Consider the following 13,697-nt stretch of genomic DNA (forward strand, 5'->3'; position numbering starts at 1 on the left):
GCCGGCCGCGTCGGCGCCCGCAGTCTCACTGCGCGTGCAGCGATATCTCGACGCGCCGGTTGCGCGCGCGCCCTTCTTGCATATCGTTCGACGCGACCTGGTTCGCTGGCCCGTGCGCCGCGGCCGCGAATGCGTCGGCCTGCAGTCCATGCTCGCGCAAGTACGCCGCGACGGCGTCGGGGCGACGCTTCGACAGCGCCTGGTTGTGCGCGGCCGAGCCCGTCGAGTCGGTATAGCCGTCCACGTCCACGCGCGCGAAATGCATGTCGCGATGATGGTTCAGCAACGCGCCGAGCGCGGCGCGTGCGGCCGGCGTCAGAACGGCCGAGTCGGTTGCGAAATAGGCGTCGCCGGTCAGCGTGACCTTCTCGGCCGGCGCCGGTGCAGTACGGCGTCGTCGAATCGACCACGCGCACGGGTTCGCTGCCGCACATGCGCGTCGCGACCTTCATGCAGGCCTTCTCGCTCGACAGGAAGCCGTGGCAATCGACACGGAACGTCCTGATGCCGTCCCGCGACTGCCGTTCATAGGCGTTGAACGTAGGCCCCGACGCGTTTCACGTAAAGCTCCGTAAATGCGAGGGGCACGGCGCAGGCGGCGCGATGGCGCGACCGCATGCGCGTGCGATGGTGTTCGGAGTGCGACGCGGCATGTGCCGGCCGTACGTGCCGGCGCATGCCGCTGCGCCGCTCATTTCCACTGATACAGCATGCCCGCGCCGACCACGCGCTGGCTGCCGGCAAAACCGCCGTTGACCGTCGCCTTCAGGTTCTCCGTGATGCGCGCCTGCACGCCGACTGCCATGGCTTTCCGGCCCTGGAACGTCGCCGTGCCGCCCCCCATCGCGAAGCTCGAATCGCGGTCCATGTGCGGAATCGACGCCATCCCGGCCGTCGCGGCGATCCCTCGCGCGCCATCGAATCGGTCTGCTGGATCGGCCGCTACATCTGCGTGAGCTGGTTGTTCACCGTGTTCAGCGATTGCGTGAACTGGTTCGATACGGCATTCAGCTGATTCACGTTCACCGCGTCGGTACCTTGCGTACCGGCCGCGACGTTCACCACCTGCCGCGCCGAATCCGCCGAGCCGACCGCGACGACGTTCGAGCGGCCGCCATCGTTGCTGCCCGCGCCGAGCGCCGTCGAGTCGTTGCCCGACGCCGTCGAACTGTTGCCGACCGCCGTGCTGTCCGAGCCCGACGCAACCGAGCCCGATCAACCGGCCGACGAATTCGAACCGCTCGCCCCCGGGCGGCACGTTGCCGCCGGCCGGATTCGACGTGTAGGAGCCGTGCGCGCTGGCGCTGTCGATCGCGATCAGCACGATCTTGTGCGGCGACGGCCGCAGCAGCAGTAGCCGCTGCACGATGTCGAAGAACAGGAGATCGGCGCGGCGCAGCACGCTGGACGCGCTCAGCGACACGCACACCAGCAGCACGAACGCGCCCATCACGATGCATTCGCGGATGAAGCCGGCGGGCAAGTGTGCGTCGTCGCCGCGCATCAGAGGCGGCTCGTCATGCATGCGCGTGGCGCAGCGGCGGCTCACTCGCACGCGAGTCCGACCGGCGTCAGCCGGGCCGGCGACACCGGCTCGGCGGGCTGGCGCAACGCCGCCGCGCCGCCGTGAGCGCCGTACGACGACACCGCTTCGAGGCGATAGCCGTGCGTATAGACGACACTGAGCCGTACGCCGTTTTCCGGGCAGCGCTCGAGCTTCTGCCGCAGCCGGTAGATGTGCGTATCGAGCGTGCGCGACTCCGGATCGAGCTCGCGGCCCCATGTGCTCATGCAGACCAGTTTGCGCGACAGCGGCTTGCCGACGTTGCTGAAGAACAGTTCGGCGAGGTCGAATTCCTTCGGCGTCAGCTTGATCGGCGCACCGCGCAGTGTGATCGCGCACTCGCGCGGGTCGAGCAGGTAGTCGCCTGCTGCGATCGCGCCGCAGCGGTCGGTAGCGCGCGCCGAGCGCATCAGCAACGCGTTCACGCGGCTGGCGAGTTCGGCGACGCGAAACGGCTTCGCGATGTAGTCGTTCGCGTCCGCATCCATCGCGATGCACGATATCGTCTTCCAGCGTCTTGCTCGTCACGAACAGCACGGCGGGCGAGGCGCCCAGCGTGCGGCGGATCCAGTACAGCACTTCGAAGCCGCTCATGCCCGGCAGCAGCCAGTCCAGGATCACGAGGTTGAACGGCTCGGCGCGCAGCAGCCGCTGCGCCTCCTGGCCGTCGGCCGCTTCGATCACCTCATGACCGAGCGGCTCCACTACCCGCGCGGCGCGCCTTCGCATGAACGGGATCATCTTCGACTATCAACACACGCATCAGCGGTCATCCTCGTCATCGGCGGACGAGCGACCTGGCCGTCGTCGCTTCGCCGCGGGCACGACATCGTATGGGATACGTATGGGATACGAACGAATCATGCGCGTACGGTGCAGAGCCAAACAGCGCGCGCGTCCGCGCCCACGATCATGGCGGTTCGCATTCGTCGCGCTACCTCGCGCGACCGGTAAGTACGGCGCGAATGGTCCAGCAGGCCCGACGCGGCGGTAGCGCGTGTAACGCGCGCGATTGCGCCCTACCGTGAGACATCAGATCGAGGATTGGAGGCGTGGACCGGCGCACGAGGTCGATCGACGCGAGCGCCGCACACGCAGCGCGCGCCGCGCCGGGCCTTTGCATACGCGGCCGCGAGCGCGTGACGGCGACGGTCGGCGCACGAGGACGCGCCAATTGAGGTAAGGCATGAGCATGCTTATGGGCGTTCCACGGAGCTCTCAGCATCGGGATGCTCATGGTTGCAGTGCCTTCATCGGGCTGCATGTGTTTCGGTGGTACCGGATGGAATCGGCCGCGTCGCGCAGCCGGTTTCGCGGCAAACGTTTGCGTCCGGAACACTCACGAGCAATTTTTTTTCGATCCGAACGATCCGCCGACGCTGTAGTCGTTGGCGAGCCAAAAGCCGGGCGGATTTTCGCATGAGGGTAATGGTTATCATGTGACGACAGATGTTTGAGCGCAACAGCCATACATGCTCAGCCGGCGTGCTTCGCGGACGCCCTCGCGCCTCATTGGATCGCCGCAGCCGAAGGCGGCGATCATGCGATGGCACGCCGCCGGCCCGCGTCATCACACCGATGCGCGTGCAACGCCGGATTCCGCCGGACGACGCCATTAAGTCGCCGAACGAACGCATGCCGACCGGCGCCACGGGTCGGTTCGCGCCAGCGACGTCGCGACACCCACCGCTGAGCCGACGCACGCGCCGCGTGCTCGCGAACACCGATAGCCACGACCGGTTCGATCTGTCCCGCACATCGATCCGCCGAGTTCGCCATGTTCATTTCTTTTCATGCCGCGCGACTCACGAAACGTCGCGCGCGACCGCCGCCTGATGAACCGCGCGACCGGCGATCGACGCAAGTTCACTCACCCATTTTTCATTCCGGCATCCCACTATTTTCCGGTTTTTCCACAACATTCAGTGATTGACCGCATGACCACGACATCACATTTATAAACTGACTTTATTTAACTATTTCTGTCTTTCTGCTGTGTCAAACTCTCGTCCGGTTCCGCGTCCTTTCTTTCGTTTTCCGCGTCAGTGCGTTCGAAGGATAGGCGGCTCGCAACGGCCCTCGTGCCTACGGTCGTCGCAGCCTCGGAATCCTAGATTCTGGGAACATAAGTACGCGATGTCACATCGAGCGCCGAGCGCAACAAAGCGCCGCTTCGACCGTTGAATTTCGCGTGGAATACCAGTTGATTGGCCAAACCGGTTCCACTGCTTCGCGCCTAGTTTGCAGGCATTCCAGCCCGCAAACCTTTGCCCGAGCGGACTAAATGTTTCCCCGGCCGGACGATATTTACATTCATACAATCGCGCATCGCGACGGATGCCGAGTGTGAACGTTTTTTTACGCCCAATATATACGATGCCCGCTCACGGAGACGATAAAACGATGAATTCGATCTGCAATGCGTACGGAGTCCCGCACGACAAAATCCGCTTCAATCCATCGCTCGGACCAATTCGATTTCCATTCGCCGGATTCGGAAATAACGACCGGCATTCAGCGGACGTAGCGGCACGGTTTTTGTTGATCCGTTCGCGATTGCTCCGCGCAGCGCCGCGCGTGCCGTGCGCTGTCAATCAAGTCCACACGGATTGCACGGAATCGTTACCGCGGCGCGCGCCGTCGACCTATAATTTTTCGCAATAATCGCGCACATAGATGCATCGAGCCAGCCCAGGCCAACCCTCTCCAACGCGCTCGCAACCATGCCATCCCGTTCGTCCAGTCCGGCGTCGCTCCGCGCCACGCCGGAGCTCGTCGGCGCACATATTCTCGTCGTCGACGATCGCCCGAACGACCTGCGGCTCCTGACCGAGATCCTGCGCTCAGCGCGGTGCCGGATCAGCGTCGCGTTCGACGGCCTGCAGGCGTATCACCGCGCGCAGGCGATCGTGCCCGACCTGATCCTGATGGACGTCCGGATGCCGCGCATGGACGGCTTCGCCGCGTGCCGGCTGCTGGCGTCGACGCCCGACACGCAGAACATCCCGGTCATCATCCTGACGGCCGCCGGCGATCTCGACGATCGCATCGCGGGCCTCGAGACGGGCGCGCTCGACTACATCGTGAAGCCGTTCGAGCCGGCCGAGGTGATCGCCCGAATCCGCAATCACCTGAAACGCGCGCGGCGCAGCCAGCCGTTCGCGCATCTGCCCGAGCTGCCCGATCACCCGGACACCGCGCTGGTGCGCGCGGCCAGCGACATCCTGCTGCGCGAACTGCGCAACCCGCCGACGCTGGACGAACTCGCACGGCAGGTCGGCACCCATGAGAAGCGGCTGTCGCGCGTGTTCCGCGATCATCTCGGGCAGACCGTATTCGAATATCTGCGCGACACGCGGCTGCGCGCGGCGCAGCACTTCCTCGCCGCGACGTCGATGGGCATCGGCGACATCGCCGAGGAGATCGGCTTTTCGACGCCCGGCAACTTCGCGACGGCGTTCCGCGAACGCTTCGGCATCACGCCGTCCGACTGGCGCCGCCAGCGCCCGACGGTCGATGCGCAGCCGCCGTCGCATGACCATGCGTAGGCGCGGCGCGTCGGCCGCGTATGCGTTCGGGCTGCTCGTGCGGCTCGTGCTGGCGCTGCTCGCCGCATACGCCGCGCCCGCGGCTGCGGCCGACGACAACCCCGCGCGGCTCGAGGCAGTCTCGTTGCTCGAGGATCCGGGCGCGGCGCTGTCGGCGAGCGAGGTCGCGACGCGGGTGGCCGAGCGTCAACGTCGCGCTGCCGCGCCGGCGCGGCCGTCGTTCAACATCGAATTCTCGCGTTCCGCATGGTGGGTCGGCGCAACGCTCGTGAACCGCGCGGCGACCCGCCAGCCGATGGTGCTGGCGATACGCGACGCGCGCGTCGATCGCGCCGACTTCTATGTCGAACACGGCGGCCAATGGACGCTCGCCGGCCGCTTCCCGGCCCGCGATGGCAGCCTGGGCGAACCGGTGTCGCGATATCCGGTGCTCGCCGCGACACTGGACGCCGGCGAACGGCTGCCGGTGCTGGTGCGCGTCACGTCGCGCAAGGAACTGAAGCTCGCACCGAGCGCATTCACGCGCGACGCGTGGCATGCGTACGAGCTGCGCGCGGCGATGTGGAACTTCGGCTTTCTCGGCGGGCTGCTCGCGCTCATGTGGTGCGCGCTGCTGATCGGCTTCTTCTCGCGCAGCGGCACGTTCGCGGTGCTCGCGCTGCTGGCGCTCGGCACGGCGCTGTTCGAAGCGACCTACCGCGGCTACACCGCGCTGTACCTGTGGCCCGGTGCGTACGAATGGTCGGCGCGCGCGGAAATGGTGTCCGTGTATCTGTCGCTAGCATGCTTCATCGCGTTCATCCTGCGGATCGCCGATCGCGAAAAGACCGGCATGCCGATGCGCGCGGCGTACCTGGTGTTCCTCGCACTCGAATGCGTCGGGATGGCCGGCGCTGCGTGCGGCGACCTGCTGACGTTCACGTGGTTCAGCCTGCGGGTGAACTCGGCGCTCGCGGTGATGAACATCAGCCTCGCGCTGATCCTCGCGTTCCGCCGCACGCCGACCGCGCGCGTGATGCTGATCGCGATCTCGTTCGCGGGATTCAACATGCTGATCCGCGTGCTCGACGCGCGCGACGCGATTCCCGGGTGGCTGCCATGGCTTAAGTCCGACATCTATCCGAACCCGGTGATCGCGATCGTCGGCCTTGCCACGCACCTGCTCGTGCTCGCCGCGTGGATCAACCACGTGGGCCGTCAGCGCACCGAAGCGCGCAAGCGCCTCGAGCACTGGCAGCTCACCGAACAGGACCGCCTGCGTGACGAGGTCGCGAAGCGCACGGTCGCCCTCAACGACGCGCTGCAGGAAGTCAAGACGCACATGCAGCAGAAGATCGAGACGCTCGGCTACGTCAGCCACGACCTGCGCGCGCCGCTGTCGACCATCCACGGCTACGCGAAGCTGCTGCTGCAAACCGCGACGCCCGGCCAGGCGCGCCTGATCCGCTCGATCGACCGCAGCATCCGCTACCAGCTCACGCTGATCGACGAATTGCTGCAGTACACGCGCGCCGAGCTGCAGCCGCTCGGCATTGCGCCGGACGCGACCGACCTGCCCGGCCTGCTCGACGACATCGGCGACTACGCGCTCGCGCTGTGCGCGCAGCAGAACAACCGCTTCGACTACCGGCCGCTGACGCCGTTGCCGCGCAAGCTGACGATCGACGGCATCCGGCTGCAGCAGGTGCTGCTCAACCTGCTGTCGAATGCGTCGAAGTTCACGCGCGACGGCACGGTCACGCTGTCGGTCGGCGCGTACCGGCAAGCGGGCGCGTGGCGGCTGGTGTTCGAAGTCGCCGACACGGGCATCGGCATCGAGCTCGACCAGACGACCGACATCTTCCGCGCGTATCAGCAGGTGCAGGCCGTGAACGGCGGGACCGGCCTCGGCTTGTTCATCGCGCAGCGGATCGTCGGCGCGATGAACGGCGAGCTGGCCGTATCGAGCCAGCCGGGCGTGGGCACGTCGTTCACGTTTCAGATCGTCGCACCGGCGCTCGGGCATGCGTTGATCCCGGCGTCCGCGCTCGCGCGCACCGTGCAGCCAGCGGAACAGATCGACCTGCTCGCCGATGCGCGCGGGATGCGCTGTCCGCCCGACGATGCACTCGATGAACTGATCGTGCTGGCCGGCGAGGGCCGCCTCACCGATATCGAGGAATGGCTTGGACAGTATGCGCACGCGCCGCGACATGCCGCGTTCGTGCATGCCGTGCGGGAGCGGCTCGACACGCTCGACCTGCAAGCGATCGAACGCCTGGCCGCAGCGCTGAAGCATACGGGCATCGTGGATGCACCGAGTGCGCCGTCGCTCGACGCGGAGCCGGATCTGGCCGGGCCGGCCTGATCGCGGTATGCGCGCAGGCCGTCGTCGGGCGGTGTGCGGTGCGAGGCCAGCGCGCCACGCATGCACCCCGCGCCGCCGCATGGCCCGCACCGCCCTCACGCTACAACCGCGGCATCGTCGACACCAGCGCCGCGTCGTCGCCCGGCGCAGCGGCCGCGGGCCGAGCAGTTTCCCGTGTCGCGCGCTTCGGATCGAGCCCGCTGCCGCCGGTGCGGCGCCGTGCGGCGTGCCGCTCGATGACCCGCTGCAGCAGACAGAACACGCACAGCAGCGCACCGATCACGATGCGCGTCCACCACGAGCTCAGCGTGCCGTCGAACGTAATGAGCACCTGAATCGTGCCGAGAATCCCGACGCCGAACACCGAGCCGATCACGTAGCCCACGCCGCCCGTGAGCAGCGTGCCGCCGATCACGGTCGCAGCGATCGCGTCGAGCTCCATCCCCTGTGCCTGCAGTCCGTAACCGGACAGCACGTACAGCGTGAACACCACGCCGCCGAGCGCCGAGCAGAAGCCGCTCAACGCATACACGCCGACTTTCGTGCGCGCGACCGGCAGCCCCATCAGCAACGCCGAGCGCTCGTTGCCGCCGATCGCGTAGACGTTGCGGCCGAAGCGCGTGAAATGCGCGACGTAGATCGCGGCGGCCAGCGTCGCGAGCGCGATCAGCGCACCGGCGCTGAGCATGCCGCCGCCGAGCGGCACGCTGATGCCCGCGAGCGCATGGAACGTCGGCTCGTTGATCGTGATCGATTGCGTGGTGATCAGGAAACACGCGCCGCGCGCGAGGAACATCCCGGCCAGCGTGACGATGAACGGCTGCAGCCGGAAGTAGTGGATCAGCGCGCCCATCGCCGCGCCGTACAGCGCACCGAACAACAGCACGATCGGCACGATCGCCCACACCGGCCAATGCAGCCGCTCGGCGCCGACGGCGCACAGGATGGTTGTCAGCGCAACGACGGAGCCGACCGACAGGTCGATGCCGCCCGACACGATCACGAAAGTCATCCCGATCGCGACGATCAGCAGGAACGCGTTGTCGACCAGCAGCCCGGTCAGCACCTGCATCGAGAAGAAGCCCGTATACATCACGGACCCGAAACCGAACAGCGCCGCGAACAGCGCGATCGTCACGACGATCGGCAGCGTGCGCGGGTCGGTGAGCCGTGCGAGGAATCGGTTCATCGCGGCGTCGCTCCGGTGGTGGCGCGCAGCGCGCGCGTCGCGTGGCGCAGCGCCAGCGCGCGCGCCGCGTCCGACTGGATCAGCGTGACGACGATCACGACGATCGCCTTGACGACGAGCGTCGCCTCGGGCGGCACGCCGATCGAATAGGTCGTGTAGGTCAGCGTCTGGATGATCAGCGCGCCGAGCACGGAGCCCGCGAGGCTGAAGCGGCCGCCGAGCAGCGACGTGCCGCCGAGCGTCACGGCGAGGATCGCGTCGAGCTCGAGCAGCAGCCCCGCGTTGTTGCCGTCGGCGCTGCGCACGTTCGAGCTGGCGAGGATGCCGGCAAGCGCCGACAGCACGCCGGAACACAGATAGACGCCGAACACGACGGCCCCCGCGCGCAGCCCGACGAGCCGCGTCGCGACCGGATTCACGCCGATCGCGCGGATGAACAGGCCGAGCGCCGTGCGGTTGACCAGCAATGCGATCGCCGCGATCGTCGCGATCGCGATCCACACCGAACACGGCACGGCCGCGAGATAGCCGCCGCCGAGCGCCAGGTAGCCGGGCGCGCCGATCGGAATGATCTGTCCGCCGGTGAGCAGCTGCGCGATCCCGCGCCCCGCGACCATCAGGATCAGCGTCGCGATGATCGGCTGCATCCCGACGAACGCGACCAGCACGCCGTTCCATGCGCCCGCCAGCAGCCCGACGCCGAGCGCCGCGGCGAGCGCGACGCCGACGCGCGACGGATCGCCGTCGAGCACGATCGCGGCCGCCGCGCCGGCGATCGCGACGATCGCGCCGACCGAGATGTCGATGCCGCGCGTCGCGATCACGAGCGTCATCCCGAGCGACACGATCACGAGCGGCGCCGCGCGATTCAGGATGTCGATCGGCGCGCCGAACAGATGGCCGTCGAGCAGCGAGATCGACAGGAAGCCCGGCCGGTGCGCGACGTCCAGCGCGAACAGCAGCGCGAGCGTCAGCACCGGCCACGCGAGCGAATGACGAAACAGCGAACGCAGCCGCATCATGAGCGGCCTCCCGCGATCAGTTGGTACACCTGCTCCTCCGAGGCATCGCTGCCGGTCAGTTCGGCGACCTTGTGGCGATCGCGCAGCACCGCGATCCGGTGACTCACGCGCACCACTTCGCTGATCTCCGACGAAATGAACAGAATCGCGAGCCCCTGCGCGCACAGCGCGAGCACGCGCTCCATGATGTCGAATTTCGCGGCGACGTCGATGCCGCGCGTCGGCTCGTCGAGAATCAACAGCTTCGGCTCCGTCGCGAGCCAGCGCGCGAGCAGCACCTTCTGCTGGTTGCCGCCCGACAGCAGCCCGATCGGCTGCTCCGCGTCGCGCGCCTTGATGCCGAGCCGCTCGATGTACGTGTCCGAAAGCTCGCGCTGGCGCGCCCGCCCGATCAGCCGCCACCAGCCGCGCCGCGCCTGCAGCGCGAGCACGATGTTCTCGCGAATCGACAGCGCGGCGACGATGCCCTCCTTCTTGCGGTCCTCGGGGCAATACGCGATGCCGTTGCGCACCGCGTCGTGCGGCGACGCGAGCCGCGCGCGCCGGCCGTCGATCTCGATCGCGCCGGTGTCGGTGCGCTCCGCGGCGAACGCCAGCCGCGCGGTCTCCGTGCGCCCCGAGCCGAGCAGCCCGGCCAGCCCGACGATTTCGCCGGGCCGCACGTCGAGATCGAGCGGGCTCATCATCCCGCGCCGGCCGGCGCGCTGCATCGACAGAAACGGCGCGCTCGCGCCGGCATCGCGCTGCACGGCCGCCGCGCCCGCCTGCAGCGTGCCGGACACCGGCTCGCGGCCGGTCATCTTCGCGACCAGCAGGTCGACCGGCAGCTCGCGCGCGAGGTACTCGCCTTCGCGCTCGCCGTTGCGCATCACGGTGATGCGGTCGGACACCGCGTAGGTCTGTTCGAGAAAGTGCGTGACGAACAGGATCGCGATCCCCGACGCCTTCAGCCGGCGCAGCACGTCGAACAGCCGCGCGACCTCGCCGTCGTCGAGGCTCGAGGTCGGCTCGTCGAGGATCAGCACGCGCGCGTCGACCGACACCGCGCGCGCGATCGCGACCATCTGCTGCACGGCGATCGGATACGCGTCGAGCGAGCGAGTGACGTCGAGCGACAGGTCGAGCTCGGCGAGCGCGTCGCGCGCGCGCGCATGGATCGCCTTCCAGTCGATCGCGCCGCGCCGCATCGGCTGCCGGCCCGCGAAGATGTTCTCCGCGACCGACAGGTTCGCGCACAGGTTGACCTCCTGGTACAGCGTCTGGATGCCGGCCGCCTCGGCCTCGCGCGGCGCCGCGAAGTTCACCGGCGCGCCGCCGACGCGAATCTCGCCCGCATCGTGCGCATGCACGCCGGTCAGCACGTTGATCAGCGTCGACTTGCCCGCGCCGTTCTGGCCCATCAGCGCATGGATCTCGCCCGGAAACAGCCTGAAATTCACGCGCTGCAGCGCGTTGACGCCCGGAAACGCCTTGTCGATGCCGATCATCTCGACCACCGGCGGATTCGTCATGGATCGCCCTCGATTCGTTGAAGTGGCCGGACGGCGGCGCGACGGCCGCCGTCCGCGCCGCAAGCGACGCTCAGTACTTGCGGGTCGGCAGCACCTGCGCGGCGACGTTCATCGGGAACACGGTCTCGTTCGTGACGATCCGCTTCGGCAGCTGCTTGCCGGCCACCACCTCCTTCACGGCGGTCATCAGCTGCGGGCCGAGCAGCGGGCTGCATTCGACGTCGACGTTGATCTTGCCCGCGACCATCGCCTGGAAGCCGCCCTTGGTCGCGTCGAACGACACGACGCTCACGTCCTTGCCGGGCTTGATGCCGGCCTCCTCCATCGCCTGGATCGCGCCGAGCGCCATGTCGTCGTTGTGCGCGTAGACGACGTTGATCTGCTTGCCGTAGGTCTTGGCGAACGCTTCCATCACCTGCTTGCCGCCGGCGAGCGTGAAGTCGCCGCTTTGCGACGCGATCACCTTGAACTTCGGATTGTTCTTGATCACCTCGAGCAGGCCCGCGCGGCGGTCGTTGGCCGGCGCCGAGCCGACCGTGCCCTGCAGCTCGACGATGTTGATCGGGCCGGCGTCGTTCTTGTAGCGCTCTTCGAGCCAGTGGCCCGCGCGCCGCCCTTCCTCGAGGAAGTCGGAACCGATCATCGTCACGTACAGCGACGGGTCCTTCACGTCGACGCCGCGATCGGTCAGGATCACCGGAATATGCGCCGCCTTCGCTTCGGTCAGCACCGGCTCCCAGCCCGACTCGACGACCGGCGAGAATGCGATGACGTCCACCTTCTGCGCGATGAACGAGCGGATCGCGCGGATCTGGTTCTCCTGCTTTTGCTGCGCGTCCGAGAATTTCAGGTTGATGCCGGCCTCCTTCGCCGCGCTCTTCACCGACACGGTGTTCGCCGTGCGCCACGCGCTCTCCGCGCCCACCTGCGAAAACCCGAGCGTGATCTGCTTTTGCTGCGCGTAGGCGCCGGTGGTCAGCAGCGTCGCCGCCGCGACGATCGCGCCGGTCGCCAGCTTCCTGATGAATGTCATGGTCCGTCTCCGATGATGTCGTTGTATGCCGCGGCGCCGGCGTGGCGCGGTGCCGCGCTGCGCTGTTGTGGTTCTGCGTCGCGCGGGCGCGGTGCGGGGCCACGCGAGCCGGCGCTTGCGGCCGGCCCGGAATAGACGCCCCGCATCAGTCTAGGAACAAGTCCGATAACCTGCCAATGAAATCTTGGATTGAAGCGATACAACTATCGACATACGTATAAACACTGATCCGCGGCGCGCGCCACCGCGAGCCGTGCCGCAGGCCGTGCAATCGGCCCTGGAGCGGCGCCGGCGACGCGGCGCACGCAACTTGCTCCGGCGCTCAGGCTCGTTCAAGACAAGGAGAACCGCGATGCGTGCCGGACGCGAACCGAAATCGCAGCGCGCGGCCCCCGGCCGCCGCCTGCCGCGCTGCAGCATGACGAAGCGCCCGTCCCGCTCGAACGGCGGCGCGCGGGTGGACGCCGCGCTGCGCCACGTCGACGACCGGCATCCCGGCTATACGCGCCGGCGCGTGCGCAGCGGCTTCGCGTATTACGGACAGGACGGCCAGCGCATCCGCGACCCCGACGAAATCGCGCGCATCAACGCGCTGGCGATTCCGCCCGCGTACACCGACGTGTGGATCTGCATGGACCGGCGCGGCCATCTGCAGGCCACGGGCCGCGACGCGCGCGGGCGCAAGCAGTACCGCTATCACCCGCTGTGGCGCGAGACGCGCGACGCGAACAAGTACGCGCGGATGGCCGCCTTCGCGGCTGCGCTGCCGCGGATCCGCGCGCGTGTCGCGCGCGACCTCGCGCTGCCGGGAATGCCACGCGACAAGATCGTCGCGACCATCGTCCGCCTGCTCGACACCACGCTGGCGCGGATCGGCAACACCGAATACGCACGCGAGAACGCGTCGTTCGGGCTGACGACGCTGCGCAAGCGCCACGTGACGATCCGGCCCGGACAGGTGCGGCTGCGCTTCACCGGCAAGAGCGGCATCGAGCACGACGTGACGGTGGAGGACCCGCGCGTGGGCCGCATCGTGCGACGCTGCGCGGAGCTGCCGGGGCACGAGCTGTTCCAGTATGTGGACGACGACGGCGCGCGCCATTCGGTCGGCTCGTCCGACGTGAACGACTACCTGCGCGAAGCGGCGGGCGCGGAGTTCACCGCGAAGGACTACCGGACCTGGGCCGGCAGCGTGCAGGCGCTGGCGCTGCTCAGGCGCATCCCGCACGAGAGCGTCACGCAGGCGCGCAAGCAGATCGTCGAGACGGTGCGGGCCGTCGCCGGCATCCTGCGCAACACGCCGGCGGTGTGCCGGCGTTGCTACATCCATCCGGTGGTGCTCGACACGTTCGAGGCCGGCCTGCTGGATACGCTCGAGGTGACGCGCAAGCCGAGAGGGTTGCGCGCGGACGAAGCGGCGTTCGTCGCGTTGCTCGAGCAGGCCGAGCGGCGCTCGGCCCGGCCGCAGAAAGAGTGACGCGGG

8 protein-coding genes and 3 pseudogenes are annotated in these 13,697 nt (G+C 68.0%); 3 read left to right on the forward strand and 8 right to left on the reverse strand.

All coding sequences use genetic code 11. The annotated features are described in order from the left end of the window. Positions 1–25: 25 nt before the first annotated feature. From C3Y15_RS16435 to C3Y15_RS32285, 4 genes and pseudogenes are all read right to left on the reverse strand, one after another. Positions 26–554, reverse strand: a pseudogene (locus C3Y15_RS16435) (OmpA family protein); the annotation flags it as partial. 137 nt (positions 555–691) lie between these two features. Further along, positions 692–1,507 (reverse strand): annotated as a pseudogene (locus C3Y15_RS32600) (YadA-like family protein). A gap of 38 nt (positions 1,508–1,545) precedes the next feature. Continuing rightward, on the reverse strand, positions 1,546–2,052 hold the full coding sequence (locus C3Y15_RS32280) for a response regulator transcription factor (RefSeq protein WP_224019648.1): 507 nt from the start codon (positions 2,050–2,052) through the stop codon (positions 1,546–1,548). A 67-nt stretch (positions 2,053–2,119) separates the two neighbouring features. Continuing rightward, positions 2,120–2,305, reverse strand: a pseudogene (locus tag C3Y15_RS32285) (response regulator); the annotation flags it as partial. A gap of 1,982 nt (positions 2,306–4,287) precedes the next feature. On the opposite strand from C3Y15_RS32285, the gene C3Y15_RS16450 reads away from it, so the two are divergent. Both C3Y15_RS16450 and C3Y15_RS16455 read left to right on the forward strand, forming a co-directional pair. After that, the gene (locus C3Y15_RS16450; protein ID WP_124260119.1) at positions 4,288–5,112 is read left to right on the forward strand and encodes a response regulator; all 825 of its coding nucleotides are present in this window, start codon (positions 4,288–4,290) and stop codon (positions 5,110–5,112) included. After that, entirely contained in the window at positions 5,105–7,459 is a 2,355-nt protein-coding gene (locus tag C3Y15_RS16455; protein ID WP_124260123.1) for a sensor histidine kinase, read from the forward strand. Before C3Y15_RS16450 ends, C3Y15_RS16455 begins: the two co-directional genes overlap by 8 nt. 100 nt (positions 7,460–7,559) lie before the next feature. Here C3Y15_RS16455 and yjfF read toward each other — a convergent pair whose 3' ends face one another. The 4 genes from yjfF to C3Y15_RS16475 all read right to left on the reverse strand — a co-directional run bounded on the left by yjfF (position 7,560) and on the right by C3Y15_RS16475 (position 12,214). Then, positions 7,560–8,648, reverse strand: a complete 1,089-nt coding sequence (gene yjfF / locus C3Y15_RS16460; protein ID WP_059462485.1) for a galactofuranose ABC transporter, permease protein YjfF — start codon at positions 8,646–8,648, stop codon at positions 7,560–7,562. Next, entirely contained in the window at positions 8,645–9,670 is a 1,026-nt protein-coding gene (locus tag C3Y15_RS16465; RefSeq protein WP_059458291.1) for an ABC transporter permease, read from the reverse strand. Before C3Y15_RS16465 ends, yjfF begins: the two co-directional genes overlap by 4 nt. Beyond that, positions 9,667–11,181: a sugar ABC transporter ATP-binding protein gene (locus C3Y15_RS16470; RefSeq protein WP_124260120.1), complete on the reverse strand. Its 1,515-nt coding sequence runs from the start codon at positions 11,179–11,181 to the stop codon at positions 9,667–9,669. The genes C3Y15_RS16465 and C3Y15_RS16470 overlap by 4 nt, the downstream gene beginning before the upstream one ends. Before the next feature lie 70 nt (positions 11,182–11,251). After that, positions 11,252–12,214: an ABC transporter substrate-binding protein gene (locus C3Y15_RS16475; protein WP_011880603.1), complete on the reverse strand. Its 963-nt coding sequence runs from the start codon at positions 12,212–12,214 to the stop codon at positions 11,252–11,254. 418 nt (positions 12,215–12,632) lie between these two features. Here C3Y15_RS16475 and C3Y15_RS16480 point away from each other — a divergent pair, with 418 nt between their 5' ends. Further along, positions 12,633–13,691 carry a DNA topoisomerase IB gene (locus C3Y15_RS16480; protein WP_166677054.1) on the forward strand — a complete coding sequence of 353 codons (1,059 nt, stop codon included), beginning with the start codon at positions 12,633–12,635 and terminating at the stop codon, positions 13,689–13,691. Positions 13,692–13,697 lie beyond the last annotated feature (6 nt).

Origin of the sequence: Burkholderia sp. B10 (assembly GCF_004368385.1) — a bacterium.
GTDB classification, from domain to species: domain Bacteria; phylum Pseudomonadota; class Gammaproteobacteria; order Burkholderiales; family Burkholderiaceae; genus Burkholderia; species Burkholderia vietnamiensis.

Coding starts and splice junctions, on each gene's coding strand:
- C3Y15_RS32280 (WP_224019648.1), bottom strand. CDS start 2,052: ATGGATGCGGACGCGAACGACTACATCGCGAAGCCGTTTCGCGTCGCC.
- C3Y15_RS16450 (WP_124260119.1), top strand. CDS start 4,288: ATGCCATCCCGTTCGTCCAGTCCGGCGTCGCTCCGCGCCACGCCGGAG.
- C3Y15_RS16455 (WP_124260123.1), top strand. CDS start 5,105: ATGCGTAGGCGCGGCGCGTCGGCCGCGTATGCGTTCGGGCTGCTCGTG.
- yjfF (WP_059462485.1), bottom strand. CDS start 8,648: ATGAACCGATTCCTCGCACGGCTCACCGACCCGCGCACGCTGCCGATC.
- C3Y15_RS16465 (WP_059458291.1), bottom strand. CDS start 9,670: ATGATGCGGCTGCGTTCGCTGTTTCGTCATTCGCTCGCGTGGCCGGTG.
- C3Y15_RS16470 (WP_124260120.1), bottom strand. CDS start 11,181: ATGACGAATCCGCCGGTGGTCGAGATGATCGGCATCGACAAGGCGTTT.
- C3Y15_RS16475 (WP_011880603.1), bottom strand. CDS start 12,214: ATGACATTCATCAGGAAGCTGGCGACCGGCGCGATCGTCGCGGCGGCG.
- C3Y15_RS16480 (WP_166677054.1), top strand. CDS start 12,633: ATGACGAAGCGCCCGTCCCGCTCGAACGGCGGCGCGCGGGTGGACGCC.